This window comes from Nocardioides cremeus (assembly GCF_030518195.1).
GTDB classification, from domain to species: Bacteria; Actinomycetota; Actinomycetes; order Propionibacteriales; family Nocardioidaceae; genus Nocardioides; species Nocardioides cremeus.
On record NZ_JAULSC010000007.1, the window covers coordinates 59050 to 79794 of the forward strand.

Here is a 20745-nt window from a genome sequence, read left to right on the forward strand (position 1 = left end):
CCCACTGTCCCAGAACTGCAACACGTTCTAGTGTGAGCCGCATGCGCAACGGCCTCGTCCTGTTCACCTCCGACCGCGGCATCACCCCGGCGGCCCTGGCGAGCGCCGCGGAGGAGCGTGGCTTCGACACCTTCTACGTGCCCGAGCACACCCACATCCCCGTACGCCGCGACGCGGCGCACCCGGGCACCGGCGACGAGACGCTGCCCGACGACCGCTACACCCGCACCCTCGACCCGTGGATCTCGCTGGCCACCGCGGCGGCGGTCACCAGCCGGATCCGGCTCTCGACCGCGGTGGCGCTGCCGGTGGAGTCCGACCCGATCACCCTGGCCAAGCAGGTCGCCACCCTCGACCACCTCTCCGGCGGCCGGGTCGAGATCGGCGCGGGCTTCGGCTGGAACACCGACGAGCTGGCCGACCACGGCGTGCCGGCCGACCGGCGCCGCACCGTGCTCAAGGAGTACGTCGAGGCGATGCGCGCGCTGTGGACGCAGGAGGAGGCGGCCTACGACGGCGAGTTCGTCGCCTTCGGCCCCAGCTGGGCATGGCCCAAGCCGGCGCGCCACGTGCCGCTGGTGATCGGCGCGGGCGCGGGACCCAAGACGTTCGCCTGGATCGCCCGCCACGCCGACGGCTGGATGACCACCCCGCAGCAGCGCGACATCACCGACCAGATCGGCGCGCTGCAGCGGGCCTGGGCCGCCGCGGGCCGCGAGGGCCGGCCCGACGTACGGGTCCTGATCGCCTCCAGGCCCGATCCCGACGACCTGGCCGCGTGGGCCGAGGCGGGCGCGACCGAGCTGATCTGGGGGGTGCCCGACAAGGAGCCCGGCGAGGTGCTGGCCAGCCTCGACCGGCTCGCCGCGCGCCTGGGCCTGGGCTGACTCCCGGAGTGACCAGGGGCGAACCCCCCTTCTGAGGGAGTGCCCTCGTGCGGCGACGGGCCTAGCGTGGACGGACCGGCGAAGGAGCCGTCCATGACCATCAGCACCGACCTGGCCCAGCGCACCGTCGACGGCGTACGCCGCTTCTGCGACGCAGCCGGTGTCGAGACCGACCTGCTGGCGGGGGTGGCGGCGCGGGTCAAGCCGGTGGTCGGCTGGGACACCGGCGTCCTCTTCGCCACCGACCCGGCCACCACGCTGTTCACCGACGCCTGCGTCGACGGCTTCGACGTCGACACCTGCGCCCCGTGGTTCCACCACGAGATCAACGTCGACGACGTCAACCTCTTCCGCGACCTGGCCGGCAGCGGCAGCGTCGCGCTGCTCTCGCGCTCCTGCGCCGACCCGGTGGCCGACAGCGCCCGGCACCGCGAGGTGATGCGTCCGCTGGGCCTCGACGCCGAGGTCCGCCTGACCGCCGACGACGCCAGCGGCACCTGGGGCGCCATCGAGCTGCACCGCGAGCGCGGCGCGCGCGACTTCGGCGACGACGAGCTCGCGCTGCTGGCCGCGCTCGGGCCGGTGGTCGCCCGCGGGATCCGCCGCCAGGCGCTGGCGCGGGCCTGCCTCGAGGGCGCGGGGGTCAGCACCCCGGGGCTGGTGCACCTGACGCGCGACGGCGAGGTGCGTCCGGGCACCGAGGCCGGCGCGGCCTGGCTCGAGCTGCTGGCCCCCGGCCAGGAGCAGGACGTGCACTCCGCGCTGCTCACGATGACGGCGCTGCTGCGCGGCCCCGGCGACGTCACCAGCCTGCGGGCCCGCACCGCCGACGGGCGCTGGGTGACTCTGCACGCCTCCCGTGCCTGGGGCAGCGACGACGCGGTGGTGATCGTCGAGCCGGCGGGCCCCGCCGACGTCGCCGACCTGCTGGCCCGCGCCCACGGCCTGAGCCCCCGCGAGCGCGAGGTCGCGCTGGGCCTGGCCCGCGGCGAGTCGACCGCGACGCTCGCCCAGCGCCTCGGCGTCTCGCCGCACACCGTGCGCGACCACCTCAAGAGCGTCTTCCGCAAGACCGGCACGACCAGCCGCACCGAGCTCGTCTCCCACCTGTTCTCGCAGTGGTACGCCGAGCGCCTCTTCCATCCCTGAGCAAGGAGCACCCGATGACCCTGCAGACCCCGTCGATCCTCGGCCCCACCGAGGGCGAGCACTGGCACTTCCTCAACGGCCTGATGTCCATCAAGGCAGACGGCGCCCAGACCGACGGCGCGATGACCGCCCTGGTCTTCGAGGGCCGGCGCGGCTTCGGGCCGCCGCTGCACAGCCACGACATCGAGGAGGAGCTCTTCCACGTCCTCGAGGGCGAGATCCGGTTCACCACCGGCGACATCAGCGAGGTGGTCGGCGAGGGCGGCACGGTGTTCCTGCCCAAGCAGCGCCCGCACCAGTTCCAGGTGCTCTCAGCCACGGCGAAGATGTTCCAGGTGACCACGCCCGCACAGTTCGGTGACTTCGTGCGCAAGCTCGGCACCCCGGCCGAGAGCGCCACGGTCCCCGAGCCGACCGAGGTCGACGGGGCCCGGGTGGCCGAGATCTGCGCCCAGTTCCAGATCCAGGTGCTGGGCCCGCCCCCGCCGCCGCTCGACTGAGCGGCGACGGGGGCGAGCGCTCAGGCCTTCGCCACCGCCACGGTCGCCTTCTCGCCGTCCCCGACGGTCACCGGGGTGCCCGGGTGGTCGACGTTCGAGGTGACCTCGTAGGCCGTCGCCAGGGTCTCGCCGGTGATCAGCTCGCGGTGCGCCGACGCGGCGGCCTGCACGGCCTCCGAGCCGGCGATGGTCAGCACGATCCGGTCGGAGACCTCGAAGCCGGCGTCGCGGCGGGCCTGCTGGACCGCGCGCACCAGGTCGCGGGCCAGGCCCTCGGCGGCCAGCTCGTCGGTGACCACGGTGTCGAGCACCACGAACCCACCGCCGGGCAGCATCCCGATCGCGTCGGTCGACTCGGCCGAGCCGGCGACGGTCTCGAGGGTGTACTCGCCCTCGACGAGCGCCAGCCCGCCCGCGGTCACGGTGCCGTCCTCGGCCACCGACCAGTCACCCGACTTCGAGCCCTTGATGGCGTGCTGCACGTCCTTGCCCAGCCGGGGCCCGGCGGCGCGCGCGTTGACCGTCAGCCGCTGCGAGACGCCGTACGACGCCGCCTCGGGCGCGTCGGCGCCCAGCAGCCGCACCGAGCGCACGTTGACCTCGTCGGCCACGATCGGCTCGAAGCCCTCGAGCGCCGCGGGGTCGGCGACGACCACGGTCAGCTGCGACAGCGGCAGCCGGTTGCGCAGCGAGCGGGCCTTGCGCAGCGCCGAGGTGGCCGAGCAGACCTCGCGCACCTGGTCCATCGCCGCGACCAGCCGGTCGTCGGCGGGCAGCTCGCCCGCGCCCGGCCAGTCGGCCAGGTGCACCGAGCGCTCGCCGGTCAGGCCGCGCCAGATCTCCTCGGTGGCCAGTGGCAGCAGCGGCGCGGTGACCCGGCAGACCGTCTCGAGCACCGTGTACAGGGTGTCGAAGGGGGCCGAGTCGTCGGCGTCCCAGAACCGCTCGCGCGAGCGGCGGATGTACCAGTTGGTCAGCACGTCGAGGAACGAGCGGGTCGCGTCGCACGCCTCGGCGACGGCGTACGAGTCGAGCGAGGTGGTCATCTGCTCGACGTACTGGCCGCACTTGGCCAGCAGGTAGCGGTCGAGGCGGTCGCTCGAGGCGGTGGAGACCTGGGCGTCGACGGAGCCGGCGTTGGCGTAGAGCTGGAAGAAGTACCAGCTGTTCCACAGCGGCATCAGCACCTGGCGCACCGAGTCGCGGATGCCCTGCTCGGTGACCACGAGGTTGCCGCCGCGCAGGATCGGGCTCGACATCAGGAACCAGCGCATCGCGTCGGCGCCGTCGCGGTCGAAGACCTCGCGCACGTCGGGGTAGTTGCGCAGGCTCTTGCTCATCTTGTTGCCGTCGGAGCCGAGCACGATGCCGTGGCTGATGCAGTTCTCGAAGGCCGGCTTGTCGAAGAGCGCGGTGGCCAGGATGTGCAGCGTGTAGAACCAGCCGCGGGTCTGGCCGATGTACTCGACGATGAAGTCGGCCGGGAAGTGGCCGGGGTGGCCGTCGGTGCCGCTGAACCACTCGGCGTTCTCGAACGGGTAGTGCACCTGGGCGTAGGACATCGACCCGGAGTCGAACCACACGTCGAGCACGTCGGGCACCCGGCGCATCATCGAGCGCTCCCCCTCGGGGCGCGGGTCGTCGGGGTTGGGGCGCACCAGCTCGTCGACGAAGGGGCGGTGCAGGTCGGGCTCGCCGGCGTGGTTGCGCGGCAGGTCGCCGAAGTCGCGCTCGATGTCGGCGAAGGAGCCGTAGACGTCGAGGCGCGGGTAGGCCGGGTCGTCGCTCTTCCACACCGGCACCGGGGAGCCCCAGAAGCGGTTGCGGGTGATCGACCAGTCGCGCGCGTTCTCCAGCCAGCGGCCGAACTGGCCGTCCTGGATGTGGTCGGGCACCCAGTTGATCTGCTGGTTCAGCTCGAGCATCCGCTGCTTGATCGCGGTGACCTCGACGAACCATGACGAGACGCCCTTGTAGATCAGCGGCTCGCGGCAGCGCCAGCAGTGCGGGTAGGAGTGGTCGTAGGTCTCGCGGCGCAGCAGGATCGTGCCGGGCGTGACCGCCCCGTTGGTCGAGCCGGTGCCGTTGGTTGAGCTTGCCGAAACCCCGTACGCCTTGGTCGCGGCCTTCAGGTGGTCGATGATCTGCAGGTTGGCCTCGAAGACCTGCAGGCCGGCGTAGTCGTCGACCGGGTGCGTGAAGCGCCCGTCCTTGCCGACCGGCATCACCGCCTCGATGCCCTCGCGGTCGGTGACCTCCTTGTCGACCTCACCGAAGGCGCCGGCGGTGTGCACCAGCCCGGTGCCGTCGGTGGTGGTGACGGCGTCGTCGGCCGCAACCACGCGGAAGGCGTTGGCGTGGCCCACGAAGTAGGAGAACGGCGGGGTGTAGGTGCGCCCGACCAGGTCGGCGCCGCGGTAGCGGCCCAGCACCTCGATGTCGTCGGCCGAGCCCGTCGAGGTCAGCTCCTTGGCGTACGACGCCAGCCGGGCCTCGGCCAGCAGGTAGCGCGCCGTGGTGTCGGTGCCGGGCACGCCGGCCTCCACGACGACGTACTCGATCTCGGAGCCGACCATCACCGCGAGGTTGGAGGTCAGGGTCCAGGGGGTCGTGGTCCAGATCAGCAGGTGCGCGCCGTCGAGGACCTCGTCGTCGCCGGTGGCGTCGAGGGCGTAGCCGACGGTGACCGCGGGGTCCTGGCGGTTCTGGTAGACGTCGTCGTCCATCCGCAGCTCGTGGTTCGACAGCGGCGTCTCGTCGTTCCAGCAGTAGGGCAGCACCCGGAAGCCCTCGTAGACCAGGCCCTTCTCGTGCAGCTGCGAGAACGCCCACATGACCGACTCCATGTAGTCGGGGTTCATGGTGCGGTAGTCGTTGTCGAAGTCGACCCAGCGCGCCTGGCGGGTCACGTAGTCGCGCCACTCGCCGGTGTAGGTCATCACCGACTCGCGGCAGGCGTCGTTGAACTTGTCGATGCCCATCTCGACGATCTCGTCGGTGGTCTTGATGCCGTTCAGGCGCATCGCCTCGAGCTCGGCGGGCAGCCCGTGGGTGTCCCAGCCGAAGCGGCGCTCGACCCGGCGCCCGCGCATCGTCTGGTAGCGCGGGATCAGGTCCTTGACGTAGCCGGTGAGCAGGTGGCCGTAGTGCGGCAGCCCGTTGGCGAACGGCGGGCCGTCGTAGAAGACGAACTCGTTCTCGCCGTGCTCCCCCGCGTCACGCTGGTCGATGCTCGCCTGGAAGGTGCCGTCGGCGGCCCAGTAGGCCAGCACCCGCTCCTCGATCTCGGGGAAGCGCGGGCTCGACGGGACGGCGGCGCCTTGGGCGTCGGTAGAGACCTTCGGGTAGGTCACGGCTGCTCCTGGGGTACGTCGGTCGTCGGGGCTGACTGCCACGAGGACGACTCCCCTGCCGGGGTCCGCGGTACCACCTCGCTTGCCCCCGGTGGTGCTGTGGGTCGTGCTGGGGGCCGCTCGTTGCGGGCTGTGACGGGCCTACCCGTCCGGTTCTACTGAGTCCCGCTTCGCCCGTTGGTCGAGCTCGTCGAGACCGTTCTTCCGGAGGCTCGCCGCTGATGACGGCTCAGACGCCTGTGCCCCCGATCGTACGCCGCCGCCCCGCCCGCCCCGCAATCCGATTGCCCCCCAGCCCGAACTTCCCGCCCACCCGGCCCGAACTTCCCGCCGAGCCGGCCCTAACTTCCCCCTGAGCCGGCCCGAACCGACCGGTCAGTGCGGCTCGAGCCAGGCCAGCACCCGCTGCGCCGCCTCGTCGGCGGTGAGCGCGGCGTTGTCGAGTCGCAGGTGCTCGACGTCGGCCAGCAGCTCGTCGGCCACCGTCGGCTCGAGCGGGTCGGTGTTCATCCGGAGCCGCTGGTCGACCTCCCGCACGTGCGCGTCCGACCACACCAGGTCGGCCTTCGAGGGCTTGGCCACGATCCGGTCGGCGCCGCCGTTGCGGGCCAGCCGCGTCTCGAGGTCGGCGTACAGCTCGACCCAGCGCACGGGGAGCCCGGCCTTGCGGTAGGGCTCGACCATCTGGCCGACCAGCGCGGCCTCCACGGGGTCGTCGACGCCCCACACCAGCGTGAAGACCAGCCGCAGCCCGTGCTCGACGGCCTCCTCGAGCACCCGGCGCCGGAACTCCAGCGTCAGCCGCTCGAAGGGCGGCGTGCCGTGCCCGAAGACCTCCAGCAGGGGCTCGACCGTGTGGTGGTTGTGGAAGAGCCGGAAGTCGCTGCGTGCGCAGATGGCGCGACCCACCGTCATCTTGCCCACCGCGGGCGGGCCGGTGATCAGCAGCAGCTCTCCGGTCATGGCCGGACCGTACGTGGCCCAGCCGGGCTGCGCGAGGAGATTCAGGCCGGGTCGGCGCGAAGCATGGGCCGGGTCGGCGCGAAGTATGGGCCGGGTCAGCCGGGGGTGAGCACGTCGTCGGGCACCACGGTGAGGCCGTGGGCGTGCGCGGCGTCGAGCAGGCGGCGGCGTACGTCGGCGTGGACGGCCGCCGGCAGCTCCTCGAGCACGATGCAGCGTGCTGCCCCGTGGCGGAAGGCGGGGGTGCCGTCGGGGGTGTGCACCAGGAGGCCCGACTCGACGGCCCGCGCGAGCGGGGCCGGCCCGACCGCGTCCTCGACGACACCGGCGGGCACCAGCGGCCCGGCGACGGCGCTGACCCCCACGGCCAGCAGGGCTGCGGGGTCGAGGGCCGCGAGGCGTCGGTGCACGGAGGCGGTGAGCGCGTGGGCCAGCCGGGGCGCGTGGTCGGTGGGGTCGGCGGCGGCACCGGCCACGGCGAACTCGGCCCGCAGGTCGGGGTCGTCGAGGACGGCCCGCAGCACCCCGGGGTTGCCGGCGCTGGCGCGGTGGTAGGCCGAGACCAGCCCGGAGGTGCCCTCGAGCTGCTCGCCCAGCGCGTCGCCGACCAGGTCGGCCACGCCGGCGCGCTCGAGGCAGCCCAGCTCGACGAGCGTGCAGTCGCGGGCCTCGGAGATCTCGGGCACGTCGCCGTGGGCGCCGACCAGCAGGGGCGCGCGCGAGCGCTGGCACCGGCGCACGACCTCGGCGCGCTGGGCGGGGTCGCACAGGTGGGCGTCGTCGAGCACGACCAGCACCTTGTCGCGGCCGGCGAGCATCGGCTCGAGGTCGTCGATGAGCTCGAGCGCCGAGCCGGCCCAGGGCCGGGGTCGCAGCCGACCCACGCGCACGCCCTCGGTGGCCGCGCGCCGCGCGGCCTCGTCGAGCATGGTGCTCACCCCGACTCCCGCGCGGCCGCGCACGACGGCGGGGCGCACCTCGCGCACCACGACCTCGAGGATCGCCAGCTCACGGTTGCGACCTCGCACGACGAGCGGTGCCGGCCTGGTGGCGCGGGTGGTGGAGGACATCGGATGATCCCTCCGGTCGACGTACGGCGCGCGCGCCGGCCCGCTCCCCCCGAGCAGGTAGCCACAGGCTAGGCGCTGCGACGACACCTGCCAATGTCTCGTACCGAACGTGCGGGACGGGTCCGAGCCGTGGGGAGGGTGCCACGGGACCGCCCGGACTTTCCTAGGCTGGGCCCGTGACCTCCTCCGACGCCGCCCCCGAGCCCATGACCACCCCCGCTGCCGACCCCGCCCGCACCACCGGGCCCGCCTGGGGCCACGGCCTGGCCACCGTCACCAACGACGGCACCGTGCTCGACACCTGGTTCCCCGAGCCGCGCCTGGGTGCCCGCCCCGACGAGGAGGAGCAGGCCCCCAAGGCGCTGCTCGACCTCGAGGGCAGCGACCACGCCCGCGGCGTGCGCCGCGAGGTGCGCCTGGTCGAGATCGCCGACCTGCAGCAGCCCCCGGTCGACACGGTCGACGTGTGGCTGCGCCTGCACCTGCTCTCCCACCGGCTGGTGCGCCCCCACGGCGTCTCGATGGACGGCGTCTTCGGCAAGCTCACCAACGTCGTGTGGACCTCCGCCGGCCCGTGCGCCGTGGAGGACTTCGAGATGGCCCGGGCCCGGATGAAGGCCGGCGGCACCCACGTCGCGGTCTACGGCATCGACAAGTTCCCGCGGATGACCGACTACGTCGCCCCCACCGGGGTGCGCGTCGCCGACGCCGACCGGGTGCGCCTGGGCGCCCACCTGGCCGAGGGCACCACCGTCATGCACGAGGGCTTCGTGAACTTCAACGCCGGCACCCTGGGCTCCTCGATGGTCGAGGGCCGGATCTCGGCCGGCGTGGTCGTCGGCGAGGGCAGCGACATCGGCGGCGGCGCCTCCATCATGGGCACCCTGTCGGGCGGCGGCACCGCGGTGATCTCGATCGGCGAGCGCTGCCTGCTCGGCGCCAACGCCGGCATCGGCATCTCGCTGGGCGACGACTGCGTGGTCGAGGCCGGTTGCTACGTCACCGCCGGCACCAAGGTCACCATGCCCGACCCCGACGGCGGCGAGGCCCGGGTGGTCAAGGCCGCCGAGCTCTCCGGCGCCGACAACGTGCTCTTCCGCCGCAACTCGCTCTCCGGTGCGGTCGAGGCCGTGGCCCGCAAGGGCGAGGGCATCGCCCTCAACGCCGACCTGCACGCCAACTGAGCGACCCACGACCGACGAGCCGGCCCACCCGGCTCAGGCTCCTCTTGGGGTCGTCCCGGACGATGTCCCCATGAGGAAGCTCGTCCCCGCCGTCGCGATCACCCTGGCCCTGGCCGGGGTGGTCGCGCTCGGCGTGTGGGTCGTCCTCGACCGGGCCGGCATGGTCTTCACCAGCCGCACCTGCACCGCCAGCGTCGACGGGCTCGACGTCGAGCTGACCGCACAGCAGGCCGAGAACGCCGGGCTGATCGCCGCGATCGGCGTACGCCGCGGCCTGCCCGCGCGCGCGGTCTCGATCGCGCTGGCCACCGCCTACCAGGAGTCGAAGATCATCAACCTCGACTCCGGCGACCGCGACTCGCTGGGCATCTTCCAGCAGCGGCCCTCGCAGGGCTGGGGCACCGAGCAGCAGCTGCAGGACCCCGTCTACGCCACCAACGCCTTCTACGACGCCCTGGTCGAGGTCGACGGCTACCGCGAGATGGAGGTCACCGAGGCCGCCCAGGCGGTGCAGCGCTCGGGCTTCCCCGACGCCTACGCCGACCACGAGGCCGACGCGCGCGTGCTCGCCTCCGCGCTGACCGGCAACTCGCAGGCGTCTCTGACCTGCGAGGTGCCGGGGGGCGCCGACGAGGTCAACGCCGAGCTGCGCGAGGTCGGGCTGACCTTCCGCGCCGACCAGCTGCGCAAGGACGTCACCTCGGTCTTCGGCGACCTGTCGCTGGGCGGCTACGCCCCCGGCGGGGTCAGCTCGGGCCACCAGGAGGGCTCGGCGCACTACGAGGGCCGCGCCGTCGACATCTTCGTGCGCCCGGTCTCGGAGGCCAACAAGGTGCGCGGCTGGGCGATCGCGCACTACCTGGTCACCCAGGCCGAGCGGCTCTCGGTGGCCACCGTCATCTTCGACGGCCAGATCTGGACCGCCCGCCGCTCGGGCCAGGGCTGGCGCGACTACGAGGTCGACACCTCCGACGTGTCCGAGGCGACCGCGGCGATCCTCGAGCACCGCGACCACGTGCACGTCGACGTCTTCGCCTAGCCGCGACGCCTGGCGCACCGGTGCTGCGGGCGTAAACTGGTGGTCCCGAACCCGTACGCCGGGAGGCCCGATGCCCGAGCAGCGCGACCCCGCGACGCAGGCGGCCTGGGCCTACGAACGGCTGCACGTCGACGCCCTGTTCCGGGTGTGGGCCGACCCGGTGCTCGACGCAGCGGCGGTCGGCCCGGGCGAGAGCGTGCTCGACGTCGCGTGCGGCACCGGGGTCCTGGCCCGGGCGGCCTACGACCGGGTCGGCCCGCAGGGCGCGGTGACCGGTTCCGACGTCGACCCCGGCATGCTCGCCGTCGCGGCGAGCATCGAGCCCGGCGTCCGCTGGGTGCGGGCCGAGGCCGGCCAGCAGCCTCTCGAGGACGACTGCTGCGACGCCGTGGTCAGCCAGTTCGGGATGATGTTCTTCCCCGACCCCGTGGCGGCGGTGCGCGAGATGGTGCGCTGCACGCGCCCCGGCGGCCTGGTCGTGGTCGCCGTGTGGGACGACCTCGAGCGCTCACCGGTCTACCCCGCCTGGGTCGACCTGCTGCAGCGGCGCGCCGGCACCGCGGCGGCCGACGCCCTCCGGGCGCCGTTCGTCCTGGGTGACGTCGCCCGGCTGCAGGGCCTGTTCGAGGCCGCCGGCGCCGCCCCGGTCTCGATCACCAGCGAGCGCCGCCCGGCCGTCTTCCCCGGCGTCCGCTCGATGGCCGAGGCCGACCTGCGGGGCTGGCTGCCGGTGCTGGGCGTCCACCTCGACGACGACCTCGTCGAGGACCTCCTGGTCGAGGCGGAGGAGCTCCTCGCTGCGTACGTCGCGTCCGACGGCCGGATGGTCTTCGACGCCCCCGCCCACCTCGTCGTGGTCCGGGCGTGAACCCCGGGGACACCATCAGGGGTATTCCCGATGCGCACCCCGGCGCCGCGCTGCCAGACTCGGAGCATGCCCGAGACCAGCACTCCCGAGCCCCGCACCGCCCCGCGCACCGAGCCCGCCGCCAGCGCCCGCGCGCTGACCAAGGTGTACGGCGCCGACCAGGCGCAGGTGCGCGCCCTCGACGGGGTCGACGTCGACCTGCAGCGCGGTGAGTTCACCGCGATCATGGGCCCCTCGGGCTCGGGCAAGTCGACCCTGATGCACTGCCTGGCGGCCCTCGACACCCCCACCAGCGGCGAGGTGGTCGTCGACGGCACGGCGCTGGGCGGGCTCAAGGACAAGGACCTCACCACGCTGCGGCGCGAGAAGGTCGGCTTCGTCTTCCAGGCCTTCAACCTGATCCCGACCCTCACCGCCCGCGAGAACATCCTGCTGCCGCTCGACCTGGCCGGGCGCAAGCCCGACCAGGAGTGGTTCGACGAGGTCGTCGACGCGGTGGGGCTGCGCCCCCGGCTGGGCCACCGGCCCAGCGAGATGTCGGGTGGCCAGCAGCAGCGGGTGGCCTGCGCCCGGGCGCTGGTCAGCCGGCCCGCGATCGTCTTCGCCGACGAGCCGACCGGCAACCTCGACTCCACCAGCTCCGCGGAGGTGCTGGGCTTCCTGCGCCGCAGCGTCGACGAGCTCGCGCAGACGGTCGTGATGGTCACCCACGACCCGGTGGCGGCGTCGTACACCGACCGGATCCTGTTCCTGGCCGACGGCCGCATCGTCGACGAGCTGCGCGAGCCCGACCGCGAGTCGGTGCTGGAGCGGATGGGCCGGCTGCAGACCCCGGCCGTGCCGCCGCAGGCGGGCTGAGCGGTGTTCCGACTGACGTGGCGCAGCCTGCTGGCGCGCAAGGCGCGGCTGGCGATGAGCACCCTGGCGATCGTGCTGGGCATCGGCTTCCTGGGCGGGGTGCTGACCTTCAGCAGCGGCCTGTCCACGACGTTCACCGGCATCATCGAGGGCTCGACCTCTGACGCGCTGGTGCGCCCCGCGGGCACCGCGTCGTTCGAGGCGGTGGGCGCCGGCTCGACGGCCACCGTCTCCCCCGACGAGGTGGCGGCCCTCGAGGCGCTGCCCGAGGTGGCGCGCGCCGACGGCAGCGTCGACGGCCTGGGCCTCTACGTCCTCGACCCCGACGACAAGCTCGTGGGCACCGGCGGCGCACCCACCCTGGCCTTCAACTACGCGGCCAGCCCCAACATGGCCGGCGAGCCGATCCTCGAGCTCGACGGCGGGCGCTGGCCCGAGGCCGACGACGAGGTCGCCCTCGACACCGCGGCCGCCGACAACGCCGGCTACGAGCTGGGCGACCGGGTCACCGTCATCCCGCCGGGCATCGACGGCTCCGGCCCGATCACCCGCGAGCTCGAGCTGGTCGGCCTGGCCGGCTTCAACGGCGGCGCCGGCACCGCCGGCAGCACCCTGGTGATCTTCTCCACCGACGGGGCGCAGGCGATGTTCCTGGGCGGTGCCGACGTGTTCACCTCGGTGACGCTGACCGCCGCCGACGGGGTCACCCAGGCCGAGCTGGTCGAGGCGGCGGGCGCGGCGCTGCCCGCGGGCTACGAGGCGGTCACCGGCGACGAGGTGGCCGAGGAGTCGCAGTCTGCGGTCGGGGAGTTCCTCGGCTTCATCGACATCTTCCTGGGCACCTTCGCGGTGATCGCGGTCATCGTCGGCGGCTTCATCATCGCCAACACCTTCTCGATCCTGGTCGCCCAGCGGGTGCGCGAGCTGGCGCTGCTGCGCGCCCTGGGCGCCAGCCGGGTGCAGGTACGCCGCTCGGTGCTGCTCGAGGCGGGGCTCACCGCCCTGGTCGGCTCCACGCTGGGCCTGGTGCTGGGCCTGGGCCTGGCCCGCGGCCTGGCCGTGCTCTTCGGCAGCTTCGGCCTCGAGATCAACGGCGCGGTGCTGACCCTGACCCCGGCGACGGTCGCGGCGGCGTACGTCGTGGGGCTGGGCGTGACGCTGCTGTCGGCGTACCTGCCGGCGCGGCGCGCCTCGCGGGTGGCGCCGGTCGCGGCGATGCGCGAGGACACCGCCACCCCCGAGCAGGGCCTGGGTCGGCGCACCGCCGTCGGGGTGGTCCTCCTCGTGCTCGGTGCGGGCGCGGCCGGCGCCGGCGTGGTCGGCGCCCCGGGCAACGACGCGCTGTGGATCGGGGCGGGCGCGGTGGTGTGGGTGCTGACCGCCGCCGCGATCAGCCCGGTGCTGGGCCGCCCGGTGCTGCTCGGCGCGCGGCGGGTCTTCAGCGCCGTCTTCGGCACCACCGGGCGCCTGGCCGGCGACAACGCGCTGCGCAACCCGCGCCGCACCGGCGCGACCGCGTCGGCGCTGATGATCGGGCTGACCCTGGTCTCGGCGGTCGGGGTGCTGGCCGCGTCGATGGCGGCCTCGACCGACAAGCTCGTCGACGACCAGTTCGAGGCCGACTTCCTGGTGCAGTCGCCGGTCTTCGGCAGCTTCCCGGTCGCGATCGGCGACCAGATGGCGCAGGTCGACGGGGTGGCGGTGCTGGCGCGCCAGCAGGGCGTGCTGGCCACGGTGGGTGACGACGAGGAGCCGACATACATCGTGGCCTCCGACGACGCGTTCGGCGACGTCTACGACCTCACAGTCACCGAGGGCGCGGCCCAGCCGGGGGCGGGTCAGGCGGTGGTCAGCGCCGACACCGCGACCGAGCGCGACCTCGAGGTCGGCTCGACGCTCGAGCTCGGCTTCCCCGGCGCCGACCCGGTCGAGGTCGAGGTCGCCGGCATCATCGACGACACCCCCGTCGCCGGGCCGGTCAACGTCGGCTTCGACGTGCTCGAGGAGGCTGGCGTGCGCCGCGTCGACACGACGCTGAGCGTCAACACCGAGCCCGGCTCGTCGTCGGAGCGGGTGCAGGCGGTGCAGGACGAGCTCGACGAGATCGTCGCCGACCTGCCGATCGTGGCGGTGCAGGACAAGGAGGAGTTCGCCGACTCCATCACCGCGCAGATCAACCAGCTGCTCTACATCGTCTACGGGCTGCTGGCGCTGTCGGTGGTGATCGCGGTGATCGGCATCGTCAACACCCTGAGCCTCAGCGTCCTCGAGCGCACCCGCGAGATCGGGCTGCTGCGCGCCGTGGGCCTCTCGCGCCCCCGGCTGCGGCGAATGGTGACCCTGGAGTCGGTGACCATCTCGCTGATGGGCGCGGTGCTGGGGCTGGCGCTGGGCCTGGTGATCGGGGTGCTGCTGCAGCGCTCGCTGCGCGAGGACCTCTCCGAGCTGGCGCTGCCCTGGACCAGCCTGGTGGTCTTCCTGGCGGTCTCGGTGCTCTTCGGCGTGGTCGCCTCGATCCTCCCGGCGATCCGCGCCTCGCGGATGAACGTGCTGGAGGCGATCGCGACCGAGTAGCCAGGGGGCTGAGCGGGCTCAGCGGGCACCCGCCCCCAGCCGCCAGGTCACCGGGCTCAGCGGGTCGGGCTCGTAGCAGCAGTAGGTGCCGGTGCGCAGGCGCCGCGAGAGGTGGGCGCCGAGGTCGGGGTGCTCGGTGGCCAGGCGGGCCAGGGCGTAGCGCAGCGAGCGCGTCACGCTGGTGCGGGCCCGCTCCGCCGAGCCGCCGGTACGCCGGTCGCGACCGCCCAGCCCGACCGCCCGGGCCAGCTCGTCGACCAGGTAGTCGCGGTCGCGCCGGGCCACCTCCTCGCGGGCCAGGTCGTTGGTCAGCACCGCCTCGTCCAGGTCCTCCTCGACCTCGACGAGGCGTCGGCGGTAGGCCGCCTTGGCCACCTCGTCGAGCACCAGCAGCCCGCTGCTGTCGACCCGCGTCGCCCCGTCGGGTGCTTCGGGGGCGCTCTCGGCGGCGACCAGGTCGAGCGCGTGCAGCTCCCGGCCAGGGCTGGCCAGCAGCCGCTCGAGGTAGCGCAGCCCCTTGAGGTCGGGCAGCACCCGCTCCACCCCGCCCAGCGCCACCCGCCAGCTGGTGCCCAGCCGCTCGAGGACGGCCACCGCGGGCGCACCCGCCGCTCCCCCGGCCTCCTCGGCGTCGTACCCGCGCAGGCGGCGTACGTCGAGGGCCGCACCGAACGCCTCGTACGCCGCCAGCGCGGCGTCCCGCTCGAGCCGGGCCGCCTCGGGGCGACCGGCCGCGTCGAGCGCCGCGGCGAGCACCTCTCGTGCCCCGGCGGTCTCGTAGGGCGCCTCGGCGTCGGCCCAGGCGGCCACCGCGGCCGCGGCCGGGTCGACCGCGGGACGCCCGGCCACCAGCTCGGCGCGGGCCCGGGCCAGGGCCGCGGCGGCCACGAGAACCGGTCCGGCCCATCGCTCGGCGATCTCCTCGAGCCGGTCGGCGGCCTCGGCCGCGGGGAGCGCTCGCCCGAGGGCGGCGGCGATCTCGGCCTGCGCGTCCAGCAGCGGCGCCACCCGCAGCTCGACGAAGGGCGGGAGCTCCTTGGAGGGCATCGGCAGCGGGTGCGCGACGGCCTCCTGCACCAGCGCCAGCGCCTCCTCGCCGCGCCCCTGCGCGAGGCGCAGCAGGGCGAGAGCGGGCTGCGGGCACCAGGCGTGCTCGTGGGCCTCGAGCAGCGCGTCCTCGGCGCCGGCCAGGTCGCCGCGGCGCAGCCGGATGGTGCCGAGCTCGACCAGCGGCCAGCCGAACTCACGACGCATCCACGGCCTGAGCTCCTCGCAGGCGGCCATCGCCTCGGCCTCGGCGAGGTCGCCGGGGCCCGACCAGCGCAGCATCTCGGCGCGGTGCACCCGGCAGCGGCCGTTGATGCCGCCGATGGCGCGGCCCGGGCGCCAGCGGTCCATCACCTCGGTCCACTCCCGGGCCCGGTCGTGGCGCCCGACCCCTTGAGCCGCGCAGACCAGCTCGCAGAGCATGATCCCGGCGGTGAGCGGGTCGACCTGCTCGGACGTGAGCTCGAGGGCCACCTCGTCGAGCTGCTCGAGACCCTCCTCGACCGCGCCGTCGAGGATCCGTAGCCGGGCCAGCGTGGTGCGTCCGACGACGACCGCCGCGGCCACGTCGCGCTCCCGGCCCAGCGCGACGTGGCCGGCCGGCCTGCTCCTCGGCGCCGGCCATGTCGCCGCTGAAGAACCGTTCGTAGCCGGCCACCATCGCCACCACCGCCCACACCGGCGACTCCGGCGTGGCCTCCAGCAGCGCCTCGGCTCGCCGGCACCAGCCGCGCACGGTGGCCATCAGGCCCGAGTCGACGAGCAGGTGCAACGCCGTCATCGCCGCGGCGCGGCCGGCCCGCTCGGTCTCGCCGCGCTGCACGTGCAAAGCGTGCAGGTGCTCCCAGGCGGCGATGCAGCGCTCGAGGTCGCCGGCCCCGTAGTGGGCCTCGGCCTCCACCTCCAGGGCACCCGCCTGGTCGACCCCGCCCTCGTCGGCCGGGCCCGCGACCTCGGCCAGGGCCTCGGCCCATGCACCGGTGTCGAGAGCCGCACGAGCCCGGTCGAGCGCCATGTCGCAGTGTGACACCGATTGTCACGCCGTACGAGTGTCAGCTCCTCAACTCGACGACAGGTGATCGCCATGCACGTCAACCAGCACGACCTCCCCGTCAAGATCGACGTCCCCGGCGCCACCGCGCGCCAGCTGCCCGACTTCGGCCTGGCCGAGGGGCCCCTGGCCGCCGAGTGGTTCACCCTCGCCGCGGGCACCGACATCGCCCCGCTGCTCGTGGGGCTGCCCGGAGACGCCTGCCAGTCCACCCACATCGGCTACGTCATCTCCGGCGCGCTGGTCGTCAGCTACACCGACGGCGAGCAGGAGCGCTGCGCCCGCGGCGACCTCTTCAGCTGGCGCTCCGGGCACAGCGTGAGGGTCGAGGAGGACGCCGAGGTCATCCTCTTCAGCCCCTCCCACGCCCACACGGTCGTGCTCGACCACATGCTGGGGGTGATGGGGGCGGCGGTCTGAGCCGCGGCCGCCGGGAGTTTCATCGGCCGGCCGACGGACCTGGTGGGTGGCCGATGAAGCTTCATCGGCCCGGCGGGAGTTTTGTCGGCCGGCCGACAAAACTCTCGTCACCCCCACGAAGGTTCAGCCAGGCGGCGCGAGTTCCATCGGGTCCCCGATGAACCTTCAGCCGGCCGCCAGCCGCGCCACGGCCGCCGCGACCCGCTCGTCGGTGGCGGTGAAGGCGACCCGCACGTGGCGGGCGCCGGCGCGGCCGTAGAAGACGCCGGGGGCGGCGAGGATGCCGCGCTCGGCGAGCCACGCCACGGTCTCCCAGCAGTCCTGCTCGACGCCGTCGACCACGCGGGTCGACCACAGGTAGAGCGACGACTCGGAGTGGTCGACGCGGAAGCCCGCGCCCTCCAGCGCCGCGCGCAGGGACGCGCGCCGCGCGGCGTAGCGGGCGTGCTGCTCGTCGGCGTGCGCGTCGTCGTCGAGGGCCGCGACCATCGCGTGCTGCATCGGCCCGGGCATGATCAGTCCGAGGTTCTTGCGCACCGCGAGCAGCTCGCCGACCAGGGCCGGGTCGCCGGCCACGAAGGAGCAGCGGTAGCCGGCGAGGTTGGATCGCTTCGAGAGCGAGTGCACCGCGAGGATGCCGTCGAGCGAGCCGCCGTTGATGTCGGGGTGCAGCACCGAGACCGGCCGCTCGCCCTCCCAGGAGCACTCGATGTAGCACTCGTCGGAGACCAGCACGGTGCCGCGCTCGCGGCACCACTCGACGACCTTGCGCAGGTGCGCCGGGGGCAGCACCCGCCCGGTCGGGTTCGAGGGCGAGTTCAGCCACAGCAGCGCCGGCGCCTCGGGCCCGAAGGACGTCAGCGAGTCGGTGGCCACGCCCGTCGCGCCGCACAGCGCCGCCCCGACCTCGTACGTCGGGTAGGCCAGCTCGGGGTAGGCGACCACGTCGCCGGCGCCCACGCCCAGGTGCATCGGCAGGGTCGCGACCAGCTCCTTGGAGCCGATCGAGGGGATCACCGCGTCGAGCCCGAGCCCGGGCACGCCGCTGACGCCGTGGCGCCGCTCGAGCCAGTCGAGGCAGGCCTGGCGGGTGCGCTCGAGGCCGATGGTGACCGGGTAGCCCGGCGAGTCGGTGGCCGCGGCCAGGGCCGCCTGCGCCACCTCGGGGGTGGGGTCGACGGGGGTGCCGACGGACAGGTCGACCAGCCCGTCGGGGTGGGCGCGCGCGGTGGCGGCGTACCCCGTCAGCTTGTCCCAGGGGAAGTCGGGCAGGCGGGCCGAGACCGGCCCGCCTGCCCGGCGACGCTGGTTCAGGAGTCCTGGTTCTGCGGCGGGAGGGCGGCGATCATCGGGTGGTCCTTGTCGATCTCACCCATCTTGGCCGCACCGCCCGGCGAGCCGAGGTCGTCGAAGAACTGCACGTTGGCGTCGTAGTAGCCCTTCCACTCCTCCGGGGTGTCGTCCTCGTAGAAGATCGCCTCGACCGGGCAGACCGGCTCGCAGGCGCCGCAGTCGACGCACTCGTCGGGGTGGATGTAGAGCATCCGCTTGCCCTCGTAGATGCAGTCGACGGGGCACTCGTCGACGCAGGCGCGGTCCTTGAGGTCGACGCACGGCTGGGAGATGACGTAGGTCACCGGTTCCTCCTCGGAGGCGGGGTCAGCGGGGGTTCGAACGTGGTGGTGGCGTCCGGTGGACACCGACCTCCAGCCTAGTATCCCGTCGTGCCTGAGTCGTCGGAAGCCCACCCTTCGGGAGCGGCGTCACCGCCCCCCGGGGCCCCGCACCTCGGCCCGCACGTGGTGGGCACCCGGGTGGTGGTGCGCAGCGTCGTACGCAGCGAGGGTGCGCCCGGGGTCGTCGAGACCGGTCCGAGCGGCGGCCCGGCGCTGACCGACGTGCTCGGCACCTGCCTGGCGTGGGGCGAGGGCGTCTGCGTGGTGCAGCCCGCCGACGGCGAGCCGGTGACGATCGCGATCGCCGACATCGTGGCCGGCAAGCCGGTGCCGCCGCGGGCCTCGGTGCGCCAGCGGGTCTCGGCCCGCCAGGCCGAGGCGCACTCCTTCGTGCTCTTCCCCGACGTGGAGCGCCGCGACCTCGGCGAGTGGGTGCTGCGCAGCGACCCGGCCCCGATCGGGCGCCTCTACAAGCGCGCCAACTCCGCGCTGGCGATGGGCGACCCGGGCTGCGACCTCGACGAGGCCGAGCGCGCGGTGCTCGACTTCTACGCCGAGCGCGGCCGCGAGCCGATGGTGGCCGTCGAGGCCGACAGCGACGTCGAGGCGGCCTTCCGCGAGCGCGGCTGGGTCGCCCACCCGAGCGGCGAGTTCGAGTTCCGCCTCGGCTCGCTGGTCTCCGTACGCCGCCGCCGGCGCGGCGGCGGGCGGGGCCTGGGCGTGGTGGCGCTCGAGGGCGACCGCGACGAGCGGGTGCACGTGGTGGTGCCCGGCCCCGCCGAGCCGCTGGCCGAGGGCCGCGGCGCGGTGCACGACGACTGGCTGGGCCTCAACGGCCTGCGCACCCACCTCGCGCACCGCCGCCAGGGGCTGGCCGGCGAGGTCCTCGACGCACTGCTCGAGTGGGGCGCCGAGCGCGGCGCGATGACGGTGTGGCTGCACGTCGAGACCGACAACCCCGCCGCCCGCGCCCTCTACGACGACCTGGGGCTGGCGGTGCACCACGTGGGGCGCTACCTGGTGCCCGGCGACGAGCGCTGAGGGCCCCTCAGTCCCCGTCCCGTACGCCGACACCCTCCTCCCGACTGTGCCCCGGGCCGGACTCCCCGGAGCGGCCGTCGTCGTTGCCGTAGGACAGGGCGCGGAAGACCCGCTCGGCGCCGGCCGTGACGGGGATCCACCAGGCCCGCTGGAAGGCGAGCACCAGGGTGCCGGCCACCAGCATCCCGGCGAGGTTGATGCCGAGCTGGGCCAGCGAGCCCTGGATCTCGGCGACCTCGAGGAAGGCCAGGCCCAGGGCCAGGTTGCCGGCGGCGGGCACGGTGGTGACGCTGATGAAGACGCCGACCATGGTGGAGGTCTTCTGGATCGACAGCGCCAGCACGCCCACCGCGCCCGCGATCAGTGCCACCACCAGCGACCACTGGTCGGGTCGCCAGATGAATCCGGTGTTGGGGCGTGGCCCGGTCACGTCGGCCAGGTCGATCATCCCGGTGAGCCGGCCCAGCACGCAGAGCAGGCCGACCACCGCGATGGCCAGCACGAAGGAGAGCACCAGCAGCTGCAGGCTGCGGCGTACGAGCTGCCAGCGGCCCAGCACGATGCCGGCGCTGGCCGAGGCGACCACCGCGAAGTCGGGGCCCACCACCATCGCGCCGACCACCAGCACCGCGGAGTCGGTGAGCACCGCGACCGCGCCGAGCGCGACGGCCAGCACCAGGAACAGGTGGTAGGACACGGTGGGGTCGGCGCCACTCTCGGCGTCGGCGGCGACCTGCTCCCAGATCACCGCGTCGTCGGGGTGCCCGGCGGCCACGGCCTCGAGCTCCTCGGCGCGGTCGAAGGGCGCCCCGCTGGGCTCGACGACCAGGATCGAGCCGCGCTCCTTGAGCCCGCAGCGCTCCAGCTTGTCGATCAGCGGCCCGGCCTTCTCGCGGGCCACGTCGCACTCCAGCAGGTCACCGGGCGGCTCGAGCACCGCGTCGCGCTGCAGGGTGACGTTGGTGATCCAGTCCTTGGCGCACAGCGTCTCGCGCACGGAGTCGGTCAGGTCGGCGGGTGCGGTGAGCCGCAGGTGGACCAGCATCTGCTCACGATAGGGCCACC

18 protein-coding genes are annotated in these 20745 nt (G+C 73.9%); 11 read left to right on the forward strand and 7 right to left on the reverse strand.

Annotated elements, in window-relative coordinates; genetic code table 11:
* Nucleotides 1-41: 41 nt before the first annotated feature.
* The 3 genes from QWJ41_RS09305 to QWJ41_RS09315 all read left to right on the forward strand — a co-directional run bounded on the left by QWJ41_RS09305 (nucleotide 42) and on the right by QWJ41_RS09315 (nucleotide 2536).
* Nucleotides 42-887 carry an LLM class F420-dependent oxidoreductase gene (locus QWJ41_RS09305; RefSeq protein ID WP_302707564.1) on the forward strand — a complete coding sequence of 282 codons (846 nt, stop codon included), beginning with the start codon at nucleotides 42-44 and terminating at the stop codon, nucleotides 885-887.
* 93 nt (nucleotides 888-980) lie between these two features.
* Nucleotides 981-2036, forward strand: a complete 1056-nt coding sequence (locus QWJ41_RS09310) for a helix-turn-helix transcriptional regulator (RefSeq protein WP_302707566.1) — start codon at nucleotides 981-983, stop codon at nucleotides 2034-2036.
* A gap of 14 nt (nucleotides 2037-2050) precedes the next feature.
* Complete coding sequence (locus QWJ41_RS09315) at nucleotides 2051-2536, forward strand: cupin domain-containing protein (protein WP_302707568.1); 486 nt, start codon at nucleotides 2051-2053, stop codon at nucleotides 2534-2536.
* Between the two features lie 20 nt (nucleotides 2537-2556).
* Here QWJ41_RS09315 and ileS read toward each other — a convergent pair whose 3' ends face one another.
* The 3 genes from ileS to QWJ41_RS09330 all read right to left on the reverse strand — a co-directional run bounded on the left by ileS (nucleotide 2557) and on the right by QWJ41_RS09330 (nucleotide 7922).
* The gene (ileS, locus tag QWJ41_RS09320) at nucleotides 2557-5889 is read right to left on the reverse strand and encodes an isoleucine--tRNA ligase (RefSeq protein WP_302707569.1); all 3333 of its coding nucleotides are present in this window, start codon (nucleotides 5887-5889) and stop codon (nucleotides 2557-2559) included.
* Nucleotides 5890-6264: 375 nt separating this feature from the next.
* Nucleotides 6265-6852, reverse strand: a complete 588-nt coding sequence (locus tag QWJ41_RS09325) for a P-loop nucleotide/nucleoside kinase family protein (RefSeq protein WP_302707571.1) — start codon at nucleotides 6850-6852, stop codon at nucleotides 6265-6267.
* Nucleotides 6853-6947: 95 nt separating this feature from the next.
* On the reverse strand, nucleotides 6948-7922 hold the full coding sequence (locus QWJ41_RS09330) for a hypothetical protein (RefSeq protein ID WP_302707573.1): 975 nt from the start codon (nucleotides 7920-7922) through the stop codon (nucleotides 6948-6950).
* A gap of 206 nt (nucleotides 7923-8128) precedes the next feature.
* Between QWJ41_RS09330 and dapD the strand changes: the two genes are divergently transcribed.
* The 5 genes from dapD to QWJ41_RS09355 all read left to right on the forward strand — a co-directional run bounded on the left by dapD (nucleotide 8129) and on the right by QWJ41_RS09355 (nucleotide 14445).
* Nucleotides 8129-9106, forward strand: coding sequence for a 2,3,4,5-tetrahydropyridine-2,6-dicarboxylate N-succinyltransferase (gene dapD, locus QWJ41_RS09335; RefSeq protein WP_302707774.1), 978 nt, complete (start codon nucleotides 8129-8131; stop codon nucleotides 9104-9106).
* 70 nt (nucleotides 9107-9176) lie between these two features.
* Complete coding sequence (locus tag QWJ41_RS09340; RefSeq protein ID WP_302707575.1) at nucleotides 9177-10145, forward strand: VldE C-terminal domain-containing protein; 969 nt, start codon at nucleotides 9177-9179, stop codon at nucleotides 10143-10145.
* A 70-nt stretch (nucleotides 10146-10215) separates the two neighbouring features.
* Entirely contained in the window at nucleotides 10216-11013 is a 798-nt protein-coding gene (locus tag QWJ41_RS09345; protein WP_302707577.1) for a methyltransferase domain-containing protein, read from the forward strand.
* Nucleotides 11014-11079: 66 nt separating this feature from the next.
* Entirely contained in the window at nucleotides 11080-11871 is a 792-nt protein-coding gene (locus tag QWJ41_RS09350) for an ABC transporter ATP-binding protein (protein ID WP_302707579.1), read from the forward strand.
* A 3-nt stretch (nucleotides 11872-11874) separates the two neighbouring features.
* A complete protein-coding gene (locus tag QWJ41_RS09355) occupies nucleotides 11875-14445 on the forward strand; it encodes an ABC transporter permease (protein WP_302707580.1) in 2571 nt (856 codons plus the stop codon).
* A gap of 18 nt (nucleotides 14446-14463) precedes the next feature.
* Here QWJ41_RS09355 and QWJ41_RS09360 read toward each other — a convergent pair whose 3' ends face one another.
* Nucleotides 14464-16059 carry an ATP-binding protein gene (locus QWJ41_RS09360; protein WP_302707582.1) on the reverse strand — a complete coding sequence of 532 codons (1596 nt, stop codon included), beginning with the start codon at nucleotides 16057-16059 and terminating at the stop codon, nucleotides 14464-14466.
* Between the two features lie 265 nt (nucleotides 16060-16324).
* Here QWJ41_RS09360 and QWJ41_RS09365 point away from each other — a divergent pair, with 265 nt between their 5' ends.
* The gene (locus QWJ41_RS09365; protein WP_302707583.1) at nucleotides 16325-16519 is read left to right on the forward strand and encodes a hypothetical protein; all 195 of its coding nucleotides are present in this window, start codon (nucleotides 16325-16327) and stop codon (nucleotides 16517-16519) included.
* Nucleotides 16520-16576: 57 nt separating this feature from the next.
* Nucleotides 16577-16963 (forward strand): cupin domain-containing protein, encoded by a 387-nt coding sequence (locus QWJ41_RS09370; protein WP_302707585.1) that lies wholly within the window; start codon nucleotides 16577-16579, stop codon nucleotides 16961-16963.
* 165 nt (nucleotides 16964-17128) lie between these two features.
* On the opposite strand, the gene dapC is transcribed toward QWJ41_RS09370, so the two are convergent.
* Together dapC and fdxA are read right to left on the reverse strand one after the other, a co-directional pair.
* Nucleotides 17129-18277 (reverse strand): succinyldiaminopimelate transaminase, encoded by a 1149-nt coding sequence (dapC, locus tag QWJ41_RS09375; RefSeq protein ID WP_302707776.1) that lies wholly within the window; start codon nucleotides 18275-18277, stop codon nucleotides 17129-17131.
* Nucleotides 18274-18600 carry a ferredoxin gene (fdxA, locus tag QWJ41_RS09380; protein ID WP_302707778.1) on the reverse strand — a complete coding sequence of 109 codons (327 nt, stop codon included), beginning with the start codon at nucleotides 18598-18600 and terminating at the stop codon, nucleotides 18274-18276. The genes dapC and fdxA overlap by 4 nt, the downstream gene beginning before the upstream one ends.
* A gap of 87 nt (nucleotides 18601-18687) precedes the next feature.
* On the opposite strand from fdxA, the gene QWJ41_RS09385 reads away from it, so the two are divergent.
* The gene (locus tag QWJ41_RS09385; protein ID WP_302707587.1) at nucleotides 18688-19680 is read left to right on the forward strand and encodes a GNAT family N-acetyltransferase; all 993 of its coding nucleotides are present in this window, start codon (nucleotides 18688-18690) and stop codon (nucleotides 19678-19680) included.
* Between the two features lie 7 nt (nucleotides 19681-19687).
* Here the strand turns inward: QWJ41_RS09385 and QWJ41_RS09390 are convergent, their stop codons facing one another.
* Nucleotides 19688-20725, reverse strand: coding sequence for a DUF389 domain-containing protein (locus QWJ41_RS09390; protein ID WP_302707588.1), 1038 nt, complete (start codon nucleotides 20723-20725; stop codon nucleotides 19688-19690).
* Nucleotides 20726-20745 lie beyond the last annotated feature (20 nt).